At 41.1% G+C, this 17,866-nt stretch carries 19 protein-coding genes; 15 read left to right on the top strand and 4 right to left on the bottom strand.

Annotation, left to right across the window (positions count from 1 at the left end; genetic code table 11):
• The first annotated feature begins 4 nt into the window (after positions 1-4).
• From ACFOU2_RS11540 to ACFOU2_RS11505, 8 genes are all read left to right on the top strand, one after another.
• Positions 5-559, top strand: a complete 555-nt coding sequence (locus ACFOU2_RS11540) for an isoprenylcysteine carboxyl methyltransferase family protein (RefSeq protein WP_377915237.1) — start codon at positions 5-7, stop codon at positions 557-559.
• 673 nt (positions 560-1,232) lie between these two features.
• Positions 1,233-4,865 carry a dynamin family protein gene (locus ACFOU2_RS11535; protein ID WP_377915235.1) on the top strand — a complete coding sequence of 1,211 codons (3,633 nt, stop codon included), beginning with the start codon at positions 1,233-1,235 and terminating at the stop codon, positions 4,863-4,865.
• Positions 4,866-4,963: 98 nt separating this feature from the next.
• Positions 4,964-5,725, top strand: coding sequence for a nucleotidyltransferase domain-containing protein (locus tag ACFOU2_RS11530; RefSeq protein WP_377915233.1), 762 nt, complete (start codon positions 4,964-4,966; stop codon positions 5,723-5,725).
• A 13-nt stretch (positions 5,726-5,738) separates the two neighbouring features.
• Complete coding sequence (locus ACFOU2_RS11525; protein ID WP_377915231.1) at positions 5,739-5,996, top strand: YpbS family protein; 258 nt, start codon at positions 5,739-5,741, stop codon at positions 5,994-5,996.
• A 24-nt stretch (positions 5,997-6,020) separates the two neighbouring features.
• Positions 6,021-6,860: a sulfurtransferase gene (locus tag ACFOU2_RS11520; RefSeq protein ID WP_377915229.1), complete on the top strand. Its 840-nt coding sequence runs from the start codon at positions 6,021-6,023 to the stop codon at positions 6,858-6,860.
• Between the two features lie 77 nt (positions 6,861-6,937).
• The gene (locus ACFOU2_RS11515) at positions 6,938-7,180 is read left to right on the top strand and encodes a hypothetical protein (RefSeq protein WP_377916411.1); all 243 of its coding nucleotides are present in this window, start codon (positions 6,938-6,940) and stop codon (positions 7,178-7,180) included.
• Between the two features lie 533 nt (positions 7,181-7,713).
• Complete coding sequence (locus ACFOU2_RS11510) at positions 7,714-8,175, top strand: divergent PAP2 family protein (RefSeq protein WP_377915227.1); 462 nt, start codon at positions 7,714-7,716, stop codon at positions 8,173-8,175.
• A gap of 59 nt (positions 8,176-8,234) precedes the next feature.
• The gene (locus tag ACFOU2_RS11505; RefSeq protein WP_377915225.1) at positions 8,235-8,513 is read left to right on the top strand and encodes a DUF6123 family protein; all 279 of its coding nucleotides are present in this window, start codon (positions 8,235-8,237) and stop codon (positions 8,511-8,513) included.
• 122 nt (positions 8,514-8,635) lie between these two features.
• Here the strand turns inward: ACFOU2_RS11505 and ACFOU2_RS11500 are convergent, their stop codons facing one another.
• Positions 8,636-9,556 carry a DMT family transporter gene (locus ACFOU2_RS11500; protein ID WP_377915223.1) on the bottom strand — a complete coding sequence of 307 codons (921 nt, stop codon included), beginning with the start codon at positions 9,554-9,556 and terminating at the stop codon, positions 8,636-8,638.
• Positions 9,553-9,960: a reverse transcriptase-like protein gene (locus ACFOU2_RS11495; RefSeq protein WP_377915221.1), complete on the bottom strand. Its 408-nt coding sequence runs from the start codon at positions 9,958-9,960 to the stop codon at positions 9,553-9,555. The genes ACFOU2_RS11500 and ACFOU2_RS11495 overlap by 4 nt, the downstream gene beginning before the upstream one ends.
• 580 nt (positions 9,961-10,540) lie before the next feature.
• On the opposite strand from ACFOU2_RS11495, the gene ACFOU2_RS11490 reads away from it, so the two are divergent.
• Entirely contained in the window at positions 10,541-11,197 is a 657-nt protein-coding gene (locus ACFOU2_RS11490; protein ID WP_377915219.1) for a ribonuclease H family protein, read from the top strand.
• Positions 11,198-11,218: 21 nt separating this feature from the next.
• A complete protein-coding gene (locus tag ACFOU2_RS11485) occupies positions 11,219-11,401 on the top strand; it encodes a zinc-finger domain-containing protein (RefSeq protein ID WP_377915217.1) in 183 nt (60 codons plus the stop codon).
• 92 nt (positions 11,402-11,493) lie between these two features.
• Here the strand turns inward: ACFOU2_RS11485 and ACFOU2_RS11480 are convergent, their stop codons facing one another.
• Together ACFOU2_RS11480 and cspD are read right to left on the bottom strand one after the other, a co-directional pair.
• Positions 11,494-11,766, bottom strand: coding sequence for a DUF2564 family protein (locus ACFOU2_RS11480; RefSeq protein WP_377915215.1), 273 nt, complete (start codon positions 11,764-11,766; stop codon positions 11,494-11,496).
• A 190-nt stretch (positions 11,767-11,956) separates the two neighbouring features.
• Positions 11,957-12,157, bottom strand: a complete 201-nt coding sequence (gene cspD / locus ACFOU2_RS11475) for a cold-shock protein CspD (RefSeq protein ID WP_028396624.1) — start codon at positions 12,155-12,157, stop codon at positions 11,957-11,959.
• A gap of 408 nt (positions 12,158-12,565) precedes the next feature.
• Between cspD and ACFOU2_RS11470 the strand changes: the two genes are divergently transcribed.
• The 5 genes from ACFOU2_RS11470 to ACFOU2_RS11450 all read left to right on the top strand — a co-directional run bounded on the left by ACFOU2_RS11470 (position 12,566) and on the right by ACFOU2_RS11450 (position 17,854).
• A complete protein-coding gene (locus tag ACFOU2_RS11470) occupies positions 12,566-12,847 on the top strand; it encodes a hypothetical protein (RefSeq protein ID WP_377915212.1) in 282 nt (93 codons plus the stop codon).
• Positions 12,848-13,138: 291 nt separating this feature from the next.
• Positions 13,139-13,915, top strand: a complete 777-nt coding sequence (locus ACFOU2_RS11465) for an SDR family NAD(P)-dependent oxidoreductase (RefSeq protein WP_377915210.1) — start codon at positions 13,139-13,141, stop codon at positions 13,913-13,915.
• Positions 13,916-14,107: 192 nt separating this feature from the next.
• Entirely contained in the window at positions 14,108-15,064 is a 957-nt protein-coding gene (locus tag ACFOU2_RS11460) for an aminoimidazole riboside kinase (protein ID WP_377915208.1), read from the top strand.
• Between the two features lie 732 nt (positions 15,065-15,796).
• Positions 15,797-16,747, top strand: coding sequence for a S66 peptidase family protein (locus tag ACFOU2_RS11455; RefSeq protein ID WP_377915206.1), 951 nt, complete (start codon positions 15,797-15,799; stop codon positions 16,745-16,747).
• 27 nt (positions 16,748-16,774) lie between these two features.
• Positions 16,775-17,854: a mandelate racemase/muconate lactonizing enzyme family protein gene (locus tag ACFOU2_RS11450; protein ID WP_377915204.1), complete on the top strand. Its 1,080-nt coding sequence runs from the start codon at positions 16,775-16,777 to the stop codon at positions 17,852-17,854.
• Positions 17,855-17,866: the final 12 nt, after the last annotated feature.

Here is a 17,866-nt window from a genome sequence, read left to right as displayed (position 1 = left end):
GCATATGTTCTTTTATATCATGTTAACGTTTATTATCATGCAGCGGCTGCTTGAATTAGCCGTGGCTAAACGCAATGAAAAATGGATGCTGGGACAGGGGGCCGTCGAAATCGGAACATCCCATTATAAATGGATTGTGCTTGTACATAGTCTATTTTTTGTATCCTTGGCGAGTGAAGTGGTGCTGATGGAAAAACAATTATCGTCACTCTGGGTATTGCTGCTTATCATGTTTATCATTACACAGGCAGGTCGGGTTTGGGTCATTACGTCATTAGGCCGATTTTGGAATACGAAAATCATGGTTCTTCCAGAGACAGAAGTGGTAGTAAAAGGTCCTTACAGATTTTTGAAACATCCAAACTATGTCATTGTGGCACTTGAATTTTTAGTGGTCCCTTTGTTGTTTGAAGCATATATAACGATGATCCTGTTTAGCTTACTTAATCTGTTTGTTTTAGCGGTTCGTATCCCAATGGAAGAAAAAGCATTGTGTGCGTTTACGGATTATGACAACAAGACAGGACAGCAAGCTCGATTTTGGCCTGCAAAGAAATGATAAAGGAAACTTCCATCAGTGGGGGGATTCTTTCAGCCCCCCCTGATGGTTAGTTGATCTTATCGGGCTTTTACGGGCAGTTATCCCCACTGAAACTTCTCCGATGGTGCTCAGTTTTGAAGTGGGGGTTACTGCCCGTTAATGCGGGATAAAAATTCTCATTGAAAATGATTATCTTTCATGATAAGATAAAAGCAACTGATAAAGATTATCACTTTCACAAATATTAACGAGGTGAAGATAATGGTAAGCTTATTCGTGATCGGAACAGTGGCTGTTTATGCCATAGTAGGGAAATACGTGTTAAAAGGTATACATAACGCACAAAAGGCGTAAGATAGCTCGGTAGTTATAAAAAGGGAAGTGCTCGAAAAAGGCACTTCCTTTTTCTTTATCCTTTGCCCTTTGCCCGCTGGAGGGGTGATGCAAAAATTAAATAATTCAAATATTTATAATAGGAAATGAAGGTGAAATCAAGTAAAATGGTTATAAAGGAAACTTCCATCAGTGGGGGGGGGGAGAGGTCTTCATCCCTCACTGATGGTTAGTTGAGCTTATCGGGCTTTTACGGGCGGTAATCCCCACTTAAACTTCCTTCGATTATGCTACTTTGAAGTGCGGATCTTACTGCCCGTTAATGCGGGATAAACAAAGGGAAAAAGGGGTATAAACGATGTTGGATGTGAAACAGCGAAGTCATTCATCTGAGACAGCCAAAAAGTTAGCGGCATTATATGAATGTTTTATGAAAGAAGAAGATGCGCAGAACGCTAAAAAGATTGTTCAGCTTTATAAAAAGTGGTCGGAGCAGCAGTTTGTCATCGCCTTTTGCGGCCATTTTTCGGCTGGTAAATCCAGTATGATCAATGAGCTGGTAGGTTATCATTTGCTGCCTTCAAGTCCGATTCCAACGAGTGCCAATCTTGTGTCCGTACAGGCAGGAGAAGAGCATGCGACCGTCTATTTCAAAAAAAGTGAACCTGTTCGCTATTTGGCGCCATATGATTATGAACAAATTAAAGCTTTTGCAATAGACGGGGATGAAATTGAATCCATTCACCTTTCAATTAAAACGAATCAGCTTCCAGAAGGAATTACGGTCATGGATACACCGGGGATTGATTCAACAGATGATGCCCATCGGCTCGCGACAGAATCAGCACTTCATTTAGCTGACGTCATTTTTTATGTGATGGATTACAATCATGTTCAATCAGAGTTGAATTTTCAATTTACAAAAGAGCTGAAACAACAAGGAAAAAAACTATACTTAATCATCAATCAAATCGATAAACATCAGGATAATGAATTGACTTTTCCACAGTTTAAGGCATCTGTCAGACAGTCCTTTGCCAATTGGCAAGTCGAGCCCGATGATATTTTTTACACAACCTTAAAAAATCAATATCATACATATAACGAATTGGACAAAGTTAAACAGCTGCTCCATCATTATGTCCTTGAAAAAAAACAGTATATGGAAGAGCACCTCATTCAGGGGATGAAGAGGCTGATCGATCATCATGTAAAGCTTATTGAAAAGCAACAGGAAGAAGAGATAGCTATCTATGCAAATGTGCTTACAGGTTTGCCGGAGCAAGAAAGGGAGCGGTTGGTCCAAAACATGTATACGCTGGATCAAGAGCAGCAAAAAATTGAAAATGAAGAAAAGCAGCTGGAACAAACCTTTTGGGCTGAAGCCAAAGCCATTTTGCAAAATGCGAATCTCATGCCGTATGAGACAAGAGAAAAAGCGCGCTTATTCATCGAAAGCTGTCAGGAAGATTTTAAAGTCGGATTTTTATTTTCAAAGAAAAAAACCGAGCAAGAGCGCAAGGAGAGATTGGCGCGATTTTATGAAGATTTAAAAGAAAAGGTGACGTCCCAGCTGAACTGGCATTTGCAGCAGTTTTTGCAGCGCTTTTTAAAGGAACATCAATTGGATACAAGCGATTTGTTGCAGGAAGCGAATGGATTTGGGGTGGAGGTGAAAGAAGAGGAATTACGCTCACTCGTCAAAAGCGGAGCGGGGGTAACAGGTGCATACATCTTAACCTTTGCTGATGATACGGCCAACGAATTGAAAAAAAGGGCAGAAAGACAGCTGCAAGGCATTCTGATGCATCTATTGTTCTGCAAACGTAACCTTTCTGAACAAAAGATTGCCTCCATTCAAGAAGGGTTGTCACGTTATCCAGAATATGAGGGGGAACTGCACCATATTGCGCGTTTGCAGAAAAAAGGGGAGGAAACAAAAAGCGCATTAATCAACATCATGAATAACCATGCCCTGATGGAAGATGCGGGGTCCACACAACTTCTTGAGTCATTCGTGAACGAATCATTTATCGTGAAGGAAGGTCAAGAATTGGAAGGTTTGTCTCCAAAGCATGCCATGGCTATAGATAAAAAAGAGGAAGCGGCCGAATTACCGTCTCAAAGCATAAATGGAAAAAGTATGGCACAGGCCGTCGAGGATGTGAAGAAAACCATTGAAGTTGTGTCACCGTTTCAATCGTTGGGCGGGATGGCCAAGAGATTGGAGGAAAAAGCGGAGCGATTGAACAATCATCAGTTCACAGTCGCCTTATTTGGTGCGTTTAGTGCCGGGAAATCATCCTTTGCCAATGCTTTAATTGGAGAGAAGCTTTTACCTGTTTCTCCAAATCCGACGACAGCAACCATCAATAAAATTATGCCGCCATCCCCGGGGCATCCGCATAGAACGGCCAAAGTGCATTTGAAATCAAAAGAGCAGCTATTTCTTGATTTGAAGGCTTCTTTAAAATGGTTTGGGCAACAGGCAGACAGTTTGGAAGAGGCGCTCAACCTCATTCAACAGTTGCGATATGATGAAAACATGGATGTGCGTCACAAGTTGCATTTGTCGTTTTTACAAGCCGTTAAGAAGGGATACCGGACTGTCTCCAATCATCTGGGTGAAGCAGTGACCGTCACCATTGAGGAATTTCATGAGTATGTGGCAAAAGAAGAAAAGGCTTGTTTTGTTCAGTTTATTGAGTTGTATTATGATTGCGAGTTAACACAAAAGGGTATTACATTAGTTGATACACCGGGAGCAGATTCTATTAATGCAAGACATACGGATGTAGCGTTTGAATACATTAAAAATGCAGACGCTATTTTGTTTGTCACGTATTATAATCATGCATTTTCAAAAGCGGACCGTGAATTCTTGATTCAATTGGGACGTGTCAAAGATTTGTTTACACTCGATAAAATGTTCTTTATCATTAATGCAGCGGATTTGGCATCATCGGATGATGAACTAAGCGTGGTCGTGAAATACGTGGGACAACAGCTGGAGCAATACGGCATTCGCTTCCCAAGGCTGTTTCCATTATCAAGTTTGCTTGCTTTAACGAATAAAGAGGAAGCGAACTTTAAGCCGTTTGAAGAAGCCTTTGACCGGTTCATCTCGACCGAGTTAACACAATTAGTCACAACGTCAGCTTATGAGGAAATTAGTCGTACCCTTCAGATGGTCGATGAATTATTGAAGCTGCAAACACAGACAGAGTCAGAAAAGAAAGCACGCTTGCAAAGCATTATCACAGCAAAGCAGAAGTTAAAAGATATTGTTCAATCTCTTGTAGTAAGTCAAGAACAGCAGCGCCTTCATCATGAGATAGAAGAACTGCTCTATTATGTGAAACAACGTGTACTGCTTCGTTATTTCGATTTCTTTAAAGAATCATTCAATCCCGCTAGTTTAAGGGACGATCAGGGACGAATCAAAGAGCAGCTTCAAGCATGCCTCGAAGAGCTGCTGCAATCAGTCGGATTTGACATCGCCCAGGAAATGAGAGCAACTTCCCTTCGTTTGGAAACGTTTATAAAGCGGTTGGGCAAAGAAGTCCATGCCTCCTTTACAAAGGAAGCAGGCGCGGTCGATTCCACTCTTCAATGGGGATATCAATGGGATGTGCAAGCGGCTGATCTAACATTTGTGTCCCCTTTCGAAGGAATGGATATGAGCCGTTTTAAAAAGCCGTTAACGCTTTATAAAAACAGTAAAAGCTTTTTTGAGAAAAATGAGAAAGAAAAAATGAGTGAACAACTGAAGGAACTGATGTCCCCAATTGTTGACGAATATGTAAAAATAAAGCAGAGCCAGCTTGCAGACATTTTTATTGCCATATTCAATCAAATGGTCGAACACTACCAACGGCACTTGCTAGCAGAAATTGAGCAAACGTATAACGGTTTAGAAGAAGCCATTACGCATCCAATTAGCATTGATGGACTGAAACGAGCAAAACTAACATTACAGCAAATGATTTGAAATGATTGAAGGTTGTTAAAGTTTAGTGTTGACGCTTTAACTAGGAGAACAGTGCTGCCAGATAATCGCGTACACTTTACAGCAAAGGACTGACAGCTATGGAACAAACAATCAAACAACATTTACACGACATCGGGAAGCTAAATGGAATTCAAATCTTATACGCTTGTGAAGCGGGAAGCCGTGCTTACGGACTTCATACAGAAAAAAGTGACTATGATGTTCGATTTATCTTTAAACAAGATGTGAGTGAATATTTAATGCTTCAATCTCCAACGGAAGTGATGAATGACCACTCAATTCCGGGAGTTGATATTCAAGGGTGGGATTTGTATAAAGCGATGCATTTATTTACGAAATCCAACCCCTCTTTATATGAATGGATGTATTCCCCTATTGTTTATCAAGAAAATACGACATTTTCGATCCAATTAAGGGAGTATATCCGTTCTCAGTATTCGTTAAAAAAGTTAGGATTTCATTATTTACGACTCATGAAATCCAATCTTAAAAAACGGTTTTCACAACCGATTACGATGGGGGATATAAAAATTTGCTTACACGTGATGCGAGCTTATTTATCCTTGCAGATTATGTTGAAGGAGCATCTATTCCCCCCCCTTTCATTTGATGAGTTGTTTGGAAAAGGGATATTTTCTGGAGACGTTGCAGAAAACATTGCCCTTTTGCGATACGCGAAAACAAAGGACACATTCGTCGAAAAAGAAGTTTGTCTCTCCCTGATGACCTTTGCCGACCAGCAGCTCCCGTTTTTAAAGGAGCAGGTAGAAGGGCTGGGAGAAGGGTCAATTGATAGAGAAAAGATTAATCAATGGATCATATCATTACACAACATTTAGGAGGAACAGCATAATGAGCGTACATAAAGCTATTTCAGAACATTCAAACCGACAACATCAACGAATCAAACAATTTGCCCAATTAGATTCATTAAGGGAAATGTATATCGAGGAAGCTGTTTCACGTTGCCGGCAAGGTCAATCATTTTCAGTAGAGCAAATCAATGAAGTAACGAAACAAATCAATGAACTGGCTCGGCAAGGGATTGTACCAACGCGGAAAATGGTAACACCAGAGATGGTACAGGAATATGTAGAACGCCAAAAGTAAACAACGGTAAAGGAGGATAAGGAGATGTTTCAGCATATTATAGAAGCTGATTGGTTAATGGATCACCTGCAGGATGAAAACGTCCGAATTGTGGATTGCCGCTTTTACTTAGGAGAGAGGCAAAAAGGATATCGGGAATATCAAGAAGAGCATATTGCCGGAGCGGTATATGCAGATCTTGAGCGTCATTTATCCGGGGGTGTTGGACAGCATGGAGGAAGACATCCGCTCCCTGACATTGACGAGTTTGTCGCTTTTATAGAAAATTTAGGTATTTCGCCTGATATGACCGTTGTGGCCTACGATAGCCAAGCTGGTGCGATGGCCTCCCGCTTTTGGTGGCTGATGAAATATATTGGACATGACCGGGTATATGTATTAAACGGTGGTTTTCCAAACTGGAAGAAGCATTCTTTTCCTGTTTCGGCTGAACAGCCTCTTTTCAATAAAACGGTGTATCCTTCGTCGATCCAGTTATCAATGCTTGCTCAAATGGAGGAAGTAAAGGATAGATTGAACGATGGAAAAACGCTGCTCATTGATTCCCGGGAAGAAAAGCGATATGCAGGGATCGAAGAACCTGTTGATTCAGTTGCCGGCCATATCCCGGGTGCCATCAACAAATTTTGGCGTGAAGCGTTAGATGAGCACGGAATGTGGAAAGAGCCTGAGGAGTTACAGAAAAGATTTGCCGAAGCAGCTGGTCATGAAAACATCATTGTTTATTGCGGCTCCGGTGTGACGGCTTGCCCGAATGTATTGGCTTTAACAGAGCTTGGTTTTCAGAATGTGAAGCTGTATTTAGGCAGCTGGAGCGATTGGATTACATACGAAGGAAATCTAATTGCCACCGATATTGACTAAAGTTGTTAGCCATAATGCTTTACGTTTTACCCATACTAAGAGTGTGTCTTTCCGATACACAAGAGGAGGAGAGTGTAATGGGTAAAACAAAATTTGGTAATGCCAATGCACAGAGAAACAATAATGCTAAAGGGAAAAACCAATTTAACCAAGAATTTGGGAAAGAACTTAGCTTTCAATCCCAAAAAATGAAGCAAAACGCTGAGGCGATGAAATACACATACGGTCAGGAATTTGCTTCCTATGCGGAGTTTGAAGCTGCGAAAATGAATAACGCCGAACAGCGTCCCAATATGCCGAAACAAAAAAATCATCAATAAAGAAAAGGCGAGGGTGTTCCAAAACGACATGATACTCGGCGTGTTGGAACACCCATCAAAGGAAGCGTCATAGAAAATCCAGCAAAATCAAGGGTTTTCTTGACGCTTCCTTTGATTTAAAAACAGTTTATATTTTTAGAAGAGACCTTTTGAGTCAGCCCCCTCTTATCTTTGCTATATAAAAAATTGCAGATTGTGCGTGTCGTCCCTAAACGAGCCGCTTCCGCTTTTCTTTGTTGTCCAGCTACAGCGGCTAGGGACTCGCGTTGCTTCACCTTCTTCCTCAGAAGCAAAGAACGCTTCTGTTGAAGAAGCCTCCAGCGCGTGTCGTCCCTAAACGAGCCGCTTCCGCTTTTCTAGTGCCTCCTAGCTCCTCCTACGTTTCACTCCTTCCTGCGGAACCAAAAAGCGGTTCCTTCTCAGGAGCTCCAACGCACGTCGGAGCTAAACAGTCGGCTCCGCTTTTCTTGTTACCAGAAGATGCGTGAATAGTTCAATCGGTCAAAATGGAGACTAAAAAAGAGGTGAAGCATATGAACAAGGGGATTTCCATTTCTTTAGCATCCATTGGGTTAGCCCAATTATTGAAAGTTCCGATCAAAAAATCCCAAACCGGGAAGTGGGACTGGAAGATGGCTGTTGCCAGCGGCGGTATGCCAAGTTCTCACTCAGCTGGTGTAACATCATTGGCAACATACGTTGCCTTAAAAAAAGGTGTGCCGAGCGTTGATTTCGCTCTCGCGTCTGTTTTTGGCTTAATCGTCATGTACGACGCTCAAGGAATACGAAGACAAGCAGGAGAGATCACATTAAGAGTAAATGTACTGGATGAAGAAATCGAGAGAATTGCGGGTTCACCAGAGCGTCATCTTATCGATGCAAAGAATGAACGTTTAAGAGAAATGCTTGGGCATCAGCCGGAGGAAGTGTTAGGTGGAGCCATATTAGGAATTACCCTGGGAGCGCTGGGGTATTTTTTAGATGAAAAAGCATAGTCAAATCTGAAAATTTACGCTAAGATAAGGGAGGAATTTTTTTAAAAGGATGGGTGGATGTGTCATCAACTGTACAAACGATCGAGGATTACCTTCTTTATCTTGAAGAAAAGGGCTTTCATTTAAGAGAAGATGCACGTGGTTTCATTTCTTTTGGAAAGCATTATACTGGGGCATCGGATGAGATAGTGAATTGTGCAATTGAATGGACGTTAAAAGTACAAAAAGAGTTTGATGGCAGTTTTTTTATGTCATTATTAGAAAATCTAACAACTCAAAACATTACATCACGCAAGCGTGCATATTTGTTTTTGAAGCAAAGAGGAATGATACAGTAAAAGGAGGAAAGATGGCATAGTACGCCACTTTTCCTCCTTTTTATTTACGTAATGAGCCCGTTCTGCTTATTCCATTACAAATAAAAGAGAAACGTTTCATTGTTTGCGACAGAATCATCCGACTATGATAAGCCTGCTCCTTTTTCAATAGCTGTTTTCTTTTTTAGGGAAGGCAGTTCAGCAATGATCATGCCGATAAAAATACATAAGCAGCCTGTTACAGCAAGGCCTGTCAACCGTTCTCCCGCCCAGAAAAAAGCGGCGATCGCCGCAAATACAGGTTCCATGGCAAAAATGAGGGCTACACGTGCTGCTGTTGTATACTGTTGAACAGAGGTTTGCAATAGAAATGCAAGAGCCGTTGCAAGCAGTGAAGTAATCACTAAGGCGACGGTGACTTCTTGCTTCAATAATAACGATGTTTGGAGAACCGTTTGCCAATCTTCCATGAAGAAAGCAAACATCACACAAAGAATGGTAACGGTCCCCAATTGAATAATGGTCAGTAACAAAGTAGGGTGCCGCTGGCTGAATAAGCCCGTTACAAGAATATGGAGCGCAAACGAAATCGCACATAGAAAAACAAGAAAGTCGCCTTTATCGATGGACCACTTGTCACCAAGTGTCAAGAAATAAAGGCCGACCGTCGCGATGACCACTCCCGCAATGCCATTTGCTTTGAGCTTTTGTTTCAAAAGTAAAAAAGCAAATAAAGGAACGAGGACAACGCTCAATCCCGTAATGAAACCTGCCTTGGAAGAAGTGGTATACATCAATCCCACCGTCTGAAAGGCATATCCGGCGAATAAACATGTTCCCATCACTGCTCCATGGAGCCAAGTCTTTTTGGTTAACTGTTTTAATTGCTGGCGCTGAAAAAGAAGCAGCCAGGAGAATAAAAATAGGGTAGCAATTAAAAAGCGAATACCGTTAAAGCTAATGGGAGGAAGATATTGAATCGCTTGTTGGACAATGACAAATGTGGCTCCCCAAATAAACGCGACACATAGTAAAGCGCCTTCTGCTAACCATACTTTCTTCATGGGGTCTTCACATCCCCTCGATGTTGTTGAATCGCTTTCCTCGCCAGCTCATCCGCCACTTTATTTTGACTGCTTGGAATCCATTTCATAAAGAATAGATCAAACTGTTTAGACAACTCTAATGCTTTTGCAAGCAATGGGGAAAACTCTGGATTTTTGACGTATTCTTTTTCGATAGCACGATTGACCAGTTGAGAGTCTGTACGGAAAGAGACGACTCGAAAGTTCCTTTCAAGACAGATTTCCAGCCCTTTGATGAGGGCATGATATTCAGCCTCGTGGTTTGTCATATTCCCTAAAGGAATAGAATATTGAAGGTTTTCCCCATTCCCTTTAATAAAAATACCGGCTCCTGATAATCCAGGATTTCCTGCAGTGGCTCCATCTACATATACTTCAATCAATTCAGCACCCCCGCGATATGAGTTTTCTGCTTGTATTTTATCATATGATTCTTACATTCAGTGTAAACTTTTAGAAAAACAAAAAAGGAGCTTAAACGACTTTAAAGTGCCTCGCAATGTATAAGAAAGGAGTGTTAATCCCCGCAACGAGCCATTTAATAAAATAAGCGGCCATAAAATTTGTACTCACTCATTAAAGGGAAAGATGCTTAAAAAAGCTACAGATATGAAAATGAACGTGTCCAACAATTGACAGACCTGGTACTGCCGCCATTATTGCAAATCCAAAATTGATTTGATTTTGGAAATTTCTTTTTTAATTTAAGCAAGAAAATAAATAGACATCCGTGTGCTGGCTAATCCTATAAGCAAGCTTCCAGCTGCAACCCGGGGAAGAAGAGCAAAAATTGTTTTTAGGGAATCTCGGGCATGGTCGATCTCATCATAATGTATCCTCCAAATTGCTTGAATGTGCATAAAAGTAGTGATACCATTATTCAACGTATGAGAAAAGATACAAACACAATGAAAAGTTATGATACCGAAAAGAATATATAGCCGAAGAAAGGATTACAAAGCGATGAAATTCCAAATTGAATGGCATTATAAATTCAAGAGCAGGGAAGTATCTTTTTTATCGGAATACACGAATGCAGAAGAAGCACTATTAATCGTTGAAGATCTGGAAAAAACGGGACGCACAAAGGAAACCTTCTTACTGGATGAACAACGAAACAAATGGACGGTGAAAGAAGCGAAAAAATTAGTGAAGGACGTGGAAACGGAACCACATGATATTGTTGCTTACTTTGACGGAGGCTTTGATCTTAGTATGGGTACATCAGGAGTGGGCGCAGTTATTTATTATCAACAAAACAACCGAAAGTACCGTATCCGTCAAAATGCGAGGCTGGAACAATTGAACTCAAATAATGAAGCGGAATATGCCGCGTTTTATTATGTGTTACAACAGCTTGAGTTGCTTGGAGTGTCCAAAACATCGATTGTCTTTCGCGGAGATTCTCAAGTCGTTCTAAAGCAGCTGTCAGGGGAGTGGCCTTGTTTTGAGGAAGATTTTAATCGCTGGCTGGATCGTATTGAAGAAAAAATGGACGAATTAAAAATTCATCCAATTTATGAGCCTGTTTCACGAAAACAAAATCAAGAAGCTGATCAGCTTGCGACCCAGGCTTTACAAGGAACGGAAATTGCAAGCCATAAACAACTGGATGATTAGAAAATAGGAGATGAAGATAGATTGGAACGAAAAGAGTTGTTAGAGGAAGTAACAGAACTGTTAGATTATTATTGCCAGGATTGTTTTGTTAAACGCACGTTTAATAAAGAATATGGAAAAAATCATGCCCAGTCTTTTTGTATAAATCAATGCACAATTGGTGAGAAGATTCAGCATTACGGAAAATTGCTACTCGAAAAATAAGCCTTGACACAAATCAAGGCCTATTTTTATTTTCCTCTATGTTAAGGTATCGCTTCACGCTTCAGAAGAAGGGTATTGATCCATCCGCTTTTTTATTGCAATGCTTCGTTTAGCTGGTGCTCACATTCAGAAAGGGCATTCTCACAATTTGTTAAAAACTCTTCATCAACACCGGTCGCATTGGCACGCGCATTTGCCAGCTGAGTTTTCGCATGATTGACGGCATTTTGTGCATGCTCAAGGAATTCGGGATCCATGCTGATTGTAGCGGAACCCACCGTTTTTCGGGCCGCTTCAATGGAAACCTCTACTTGTTGTAAATCGTTATAGCCAGTTGTCACTTTTTGATTTGGTAATCTGTCCATAAAAACACCTCCATAACAATAGAGTGTTTTGATTCGAATAAAAATATGCGATGAATAAATCCACACAAATCATTTGACATGAGCAAAAAGCGCCCAAGCCAAATGATTCCTTTGTAAGTCCATTTAATTATAAAACCTCCTGCGAATTGCAGGAGGTTTTACATTTATATATGAATACGCGAGTTTGTTATTATAATTTCACAACGTTAGCTGCTTGAGGTCCGCGGTTTCCTTCAACGATTTCGAAAGAAACTTCTTGCCCTTCTTCTAAGCTTTTGAAACCTTCGCCTTGGATAGCAGTGAAATGTACGAATACATCGTCGCCGCCTTCAACTTCGATAAAACCATAGCCTTTTTCATTGTTAAACCATTTTACTTTACCGTTTTGCATGACTCTGAATCCTCCTAATTACTTTGTAGCTTCTCTATGTAGCTACTTGAAGACTTTATTATCATATAACAAAATATCACATGAATGCGCATACAAAACGACTTTGTTATTTTGTATATTCACATAATATTCAGTTAGATGATTGTCTTAAATATACAATAATCATGATGAGAGCGTCAAGTGAAAAACAGGGGTTTTTGGAGGAATAAATGAAATAGTTAAAATTATCTACTATCTTTTTCGCATGAATGGATTTTGGGCTTCATTTCTCCAGCGAAACTTCTGTTAGGGCAACTTACTGCTTGTTGGAGCCGGATAAATTTAAGGGAATTGGACACAGAAATTAGAAGGTATTTCATTGAAAAATGGTGAATACTTTAAATAGAAGCTCAGAAGGAGTTGATTAAGATGTTTCGTGGAAAAATGGGAGATCAGGAAATTATCATCTTATTTTCTTCTGCCATTTCTAAATCATTTGACGAAGAAAAAGATATTGTGTACAAACAAATTTTATCAGTGGGTGAACGGATTTTATCATTTCAGGACGGGACAAGTTTTACAGTAGCTGATCCTAGTCGCTTAATTGTTGCAGAAGTAAAGAAGCACGATCTAGTGACCGTCTATGTGCAGCATATTATTGAGAAGCCATTCATGTACGATGTTGCCAAAGAAGAGGATCAAGCAGGGTAATGGTGACGATGAAACTTTATCATATAAATGGAAAAGACCGGACTCGCAAAAGGGTGAGTCTGGTCTTTTCTATAGTTGTCTGACATCCAATAGCTCTTGTATAAATATATCGGTTTTTGTCGAAAAACAAACGATAAAATTTCATGCTGTGTTTATTATTTCCCACTATCATATTTTCATCGATCCTTTTAAAAAAGCAGACTAAGGATGAGAACCTATATTTATCTCTAATCGTTTGTTAAAATATTTTTGTGGATCATTTCCAACAAAAAGTCCAAAGGGGAGAAGGGCATGTTTGAGGGAAGGGTAGGGATAGTGACGGGCGGAACATCGGGAATCGGACTGGCAGCGGCGGAATTGTTAGCAGCAGAAGGAGCGCATATTGTGGTTGCTTCCAGAAGTGTGGAAAAAGGGGAACAGGCGCTGGCGCGTTTGAGAAAGCGTTCACCTAAATCCCTGTATATTCAGGCAGATGTCACAAAAAACGATGATGTAAAGAGGCTTATTGAACAAACACATGTCACTTTCGGAAAAATAGATTTTGCTTTTAATAATGCGGCCAACGATGAAGTAAGGCCTGCACCCACTCACGCATTTGCGGAAGAGGATTTCGATCATTTAATCGATGTGACTCTAAAAAGCGTATGGCTTTGCATGAAATACGAACTGCAAGTAATGATGCAGCAAAGAAGCGGGGCCATTGTGAACACTTCATCAATGGATGCTGTCTTATGTTCGGCTGGTACAGGTGTATATGCTGCTGGAAAGAGCGGGGTCATTGCGTTAACAAAATCTGTGGCGCAAGAGTATGGTCCTTACAGCATACGAGTAAATTCACTTTGCCCTGGAGCGTTTCGCACGCCGATGTTGGAGAAAAAATTTTCTTCGCTATCAGCAGAAGAAGCTGAACAGTTAAACCAAATGTATAAAAAAATAAATGCAATGGGAAGGGTAGGGGAACCGGAAGAAGCGGCAAAAGCAGTAAAATGGTTATTGTCGGATGACGCTTCATTTGTGACAGGACAAAATGTGATAGTAGACGGAGGGATCGGTTTCCGTTTTGAATAGCCTGGCCCCAAAAAGTACAGTATTCCATTCATGTCAGCTCCTTTGACCAAAGAGGTTGATTTTTTTTGGATATAGAAGCTAGATATCGTATTGTCATTTTCATGGTTGGTTGAGTTATTATAAATAAAAGAATAAAAACATCAGGCAAGCACCTTCTGGCCGGATATTTTTTACACAAGGAGGAGGATTTATATGAAAAAAGGTATCATAAGTCTTGGGGAAGCACTTATTGATTTCATTCCATTAGATGAAACGAATCTTACATATCAAAAAAGTCCTGGAGGTGCACCGGCAAATGTGGCTGTAGGCGTGGCCCGCCTGGGAATCAAGTCCACTTTTTTAGGTAAAGTTGGAGATGACGTGTTAGGTAGATTTCTAAAAGATACTCTCGATAACTTCGGGGTTCGTACGGACTCTATGCCGCTAACGAACGAGGCCCGCACCGGAGCGGTATTTGTTACTCTTTCAGAGACGGGCGAACGCAGCTTTGATTTTTATATCAATCCGAGTGCTGACCGCTTTTTAAACGAAGAAGACGTGAAGGAAGAGATGTTCACTGAGCATAAAATCCTTCATTTCGGTTCGATCTCTATGATTAGCGAACCGTCGAAAAGTGCAACAAGGAAAGCGGTCAAACTAGCCAAAAAACACGATATGATCGTATCTTATGATCCTAATTTACGTCTTGGTTTATGGGATAGCGAAGAACAAGCGCGTGAGACGATCATCTCTATGCTGCCATATGCAGACATCTTAAAAATCTCGGAAGAAGAACTGGAGTTTTTAACAGGGGAAGCCGATATTCCAAAAGGTGTTGAAGCTCTAAAGCCATACAATATTCCTCTTACCCTTATTACATTAGGAGCTGAAGGAAGCTATGTATTGACGAAACAGGGGATGGCCCGTGTTCCGGCTTTGAAAATAAACACAGTAGACACGACAGGTGCAGGGGATGCATTTGTATCAGGGATTTTGTATTCGTTAAATGAATATGACAAGGCAATGGAAGAAATAACAGTGGAAGAAGCAGAACAAACGGCACGTTTTGCAAGCGTTTCAGGAGCGCTGGCTGCTTCGACCAAAGGGGCTATGACGGCTTTGCCGACGTTAAGTGAAGTTCAAGATATTTTAACAAAACAAAAAGCATAAGTTCACATGGATAAAAAGTCATCAATGGACTTTGCCATCATTAAAAAATAAAGGTAAGTCGACTGCAGGATGAGGATAGGCAGTCGGCTTTTTTATATATAAATCCACATAAATCATTGAACATGAGCAAAAAGCGCTCTCATGTTCAATGATTTACGCATAAGCGGCTGGCAAGCTCCCTTACGGGCTCTTGCCAGCCGCTTATACGAAGACCTTTGTAAGCCTGCTCAAGGTGAGAGAACAGAAAAGCGCAAATTGAAGAAGGCTCCATGACAGAGGTTAAAAACTTAAGTTGAACTTATATATATTCACATAAATCATTTGCCCATTTACATTAAGGCCCCTTGTCAAATGCTTATACGAGAACCCTTGTAAGTCATTATACCCCTTCCCGTTTAGGGGTTGACAAAACAATGGTTAAATGGAGGGGCAATTCCTTTTAAATCGCTATATATAATACATATATTGATAGATTTTTAACAATAGAGGAATTCATACACGGGAAGCACATATATATAAATCCACGTAAAGAATTTGACGTGAGCCAAAAACGCCCGTGTCAAATTCTTTACACATAAGCGATCACCAAGTGACATTAAGGGTTCTTGGCAATCGCTTATACGAGAACCCTTGTAAGTCCATTCGAGATGTCAGAACAGAAAGGCCATGAATAGCATAAACGGCAAAACTGATGTTAAACGATTAAGTTAGAGTTATATAGCATGGAAGAATATGGATTATCGAAAGGGAGTGGCTCTTTTGGCGATAAGACCAAAAAAATTGCAAAAAGGAGATACAGTTGGGGTCATAGCACCTGCAAGTCCGCCTGATCTTGAAAAACTTCAGCGTGCGCTCCCTTTTTTGGGAGAGCTCGGTTTAAATGTGAAAGTGGGAAAGCATGTTGAGTCGGTAAACGGCTATTTAGCGGGGAAAGATGAGGAGAGAATCGAAGACATACATGAAATGTTTGCAGATAAAGAAGTAAAAGGAATCATTTGTGCAGGCGGCGGGTTTGGAACGGCAAGAATTGCAGCCAGGCTCGATTATGAGCTCGTGAAACACAATCCGAAAATTTTCTGGGGCTACAGCGATGTTACGTTTTTACATACGGCCATCCATCAAAAAACGGATCTGGTCACGTTCCATGGACCGATGCTAAGCTCTGACATCGGGCAGGAAAAGGTGTATGAGCTGACGAAACAATCGTTTAAACAGTTATTTACCGAGACAACGATCGAGTATACAGAGGAGGTTTCTCTTTTAGAGGTGATTCATGAAGGGAAAGTAACAGGGGAAATCATTGGGGGGAATTTATCCTTGCTCGTCAGTACATTAGGTACACCATTTGAAGTAGATACAAGAGGAAAGATTTTATTCATGGAAGATGTTGATGAAGAGCCTTATCAAGTAGATCGTATGCTCAATCAGCTAAAGATGGCAGGGAAAATAGAGGAAGCGGCAGGGATCCTTGTTTGTGATTTTAATAATTGTACACCAAAGAAAAGAAAGCGCTCCTTAACACTTGACGACGTGGTGGCCGATCATATTGCGTCTGCCCATAAACCTGCGATGAAAGGGTTCAAAATCGGACATTGTTCACCGCAGGTAGCCATTCCAATCGGTGTGAGAGGCACACTTGATACAAATTCAAAGACTTTTATCGTCGAGCCTGGTATTCAATAACCAATACCATGAGAAGGGGGAGCCAAAATGAAAATCCAGCAAATCGAGACATTCCGTACAGCTGTTCCTCTCGTTAAACCTTTCAAAACGGCTTTACGAACAGTAGAAGTGGCAGAGGCCATTATCGTCAAAATTACATGCGAGAATGGAATTGTCGGTTGGGGGGAAGCGCCGCCTACTGTCGTCATTACAGGTGATAGTTTAGAAAGCATCGAGTCGGCGATCCGGCATGTGTTAAAGCCGGCATTAGCGGGCAGAAATCTTTTAAATTATGAAGGTATCTTTCAAGACCTTCAAAAATTATTAATCCGCAATTCGAGTGCCAAAGCCGCAATTGACATGGCCATTTATGATTGTTTGTCAAAAAACAGCGGGCTGCCTCTTTATCAGTTTTTAGGCGGATACCGGAACGAGATTGAAACGGATTTTACTGTGAGCGTTAATTCACCCAAAGAAATGGGTGAAGATGCCGTTCAATACGTGAAGGATGGTTTTACGGTGTTAAAAGTAAAGGTCGGAAAAGGTGAGATTGAAACGGATATTGCTGGCATTCGGGAAATCCGAAATCGCGTAGGTTCTTCGATTAAAATTCGGCTCGATGCCAACCAGGGATGGGGAGTAAAAGAGGCAATCCGTGCCATTCGAAAAATGGAAGATATGGGGCTTGATATTGAATTGGTCGAGCAGCCGGTCCATGCTGAAGACATTGCAGGATTAAAGCGAGTAACGGATGCCGTTGAGACACCGATCATGGCGGATGAAAGCGTTTTTTCCCCGAAGCAGGCATTTGAAGTACTCAAAACAAGAAGTGCAGATTTAATGAATATTAAGCTGATGAAAGCGGGTGGAATTTATCAGGCACAGATCATTAACCAATTTGCTGACGTTTGCGGTGTCCCATGTATGGTTGGAAGTATGATCGAGACCCGTCTCGGGATCAGTGCAGCTGCCCATTTTGCGGCAAGCAAGAAAAACATCACGCGCTTTGATTTTGATGCTCCGCTAATGCTGGCAAAAGACATCGTCCACGGCGGTATCGTGTATGAAGGCAAAAAGATTACATTCCCGAAGAGCCCGGGACTGGGGATTGAGAAGGTAGATATATAAGGGGGACAAACG

Source organism: Bacillus songklensis, assembly GCF_042649685.1.
GTDB classification, from domain to species: domain Bacteria; phylum Bacillota; class Bacilli; order Bacillales; family Bacillaceae_H; genus Bacillus_BA; species Bacillus_BA songklensis.
Note: the sequence above shows the minus strand (reverse complement) of the source record. Positions and strands in the feature narration are given on the sequence as shown.

Excerpts from the sequence above, each read along its gene's own strand:
- ACFOU2_RS11460 (WP_377915208.1), top strand. The coding sequence starts at position 14,108 with ATGAAAAAAGGTATCATAAGTCTTGGGGAAGCACTTATTGATTTCATT.
- ACFOU2_RS11465 (WP_377915210.1), top strand. The coding sequence starts at position 13,139 with ATGTTTGAGGGAAGGGTAGGGATAGTGACGGGCGGAACATCGGGAATC.
- ACFOU2_RS11540 (WP_377915237.1), top strand. The coding sequence starts at position 5 with ATGTTCTTTTATATCATGTTAACGTTTATTATCATGCAGCGGCTGCTT.
- ACFOU2_RS11490 (WP_377915219.1), top strand. The coding sequence starts at position 10,541 with ATGAAATTCCAAATTGAATGGCATTATAAATTCAAGAGCAGGGAAGTA.
- ACFOU2_RS11510 (WP_377915227.1), top strand. The coding sequence starts at position 7,714 with ATGAACAAGGGGATTTCCATTTCTTTAGCATCCATTGGGTTAGCCCAA.
- ACFOU2_RS11525 (WP_377915231.1), top strand. The coding sequence starts at position 5,739 with ATGAGCGTACATAAAGCTATTTCAGAACATTCAAACCGACAACATCAA.
- ACFOU2_RS11480 (WP_377915215.1), bottom strand. The coding sequence starts at position 11,766 with ATGGACAGATTACCAAATCAAAAAGTGACAACTGGCTATAACGATTTA.
- ACFOU2_RS11515 (WP_377916411.1), top strand. The coding sequence starts at position 6,938 with ATGGGTAAAACAAAATTTGGTAATGCCAATGCACAGAGAAACAATAAT.
- ACFOU2_RS11530 (WP_377915233.1), top strand. The coding sequence starts at position 4,964 with ATGGAACAAACAATCAAACAACATTTACACGACATCGGGAAGCTAAAT.
- ACFOU2_RS11470 (WP_377915212.1), top strand. The coding sequence starts at position 12,566 with ATGTTTCGTGGAAAAATGGGAGATCAGGAAATTATCATCTTATTTTCT.
- ACFOU2_RS11520 (WP_377915229.1), top strand. The coding sequence starts at position 6,021 with ATGTTTCAGCATATTATAGAAGCTGATTGGTTAATGGATCACCTGCAG.
- ACFOU2_RS11455 (WP_377915206.1), top strand. The coding sequence starts at position 15,797 with ATGGATTATCGAAAGGGAGTGGCTCTTTTGGCGATAAGACCAAAAAAA.
- ACFOU2_RS11535 (WP_377915235.1), top strand. The coding sequence starts at position 1,233 with ATGTTGGATGTGAAACAGCGAAGTCATTCATCTGAGACAGCCAAAAAG.
- ACFOU2_RS11500 (WP_377915223.1), bottom strand. The coding sequence starts at position 9,556 with ATGAAGAAAGTATGGTTAGCAGAAGGCGCTTTACTATGTGTCGCGTTT.
- ACFOU2_RS11450 (WP_377915204.1), top strand. The coding sequence starts at position 16,775 with ATGAAAATCCAGCAAATCGAGACATTCCGTACAGCTGTTCCTCTCGTT.
- cspD (WP_028396624.1), bottom strand. The coding sequence starts at position 12,157 with ATGCAAAACGGTAAAGTAAAATGGTTTAACAATGAAAAAGGCTATGGT.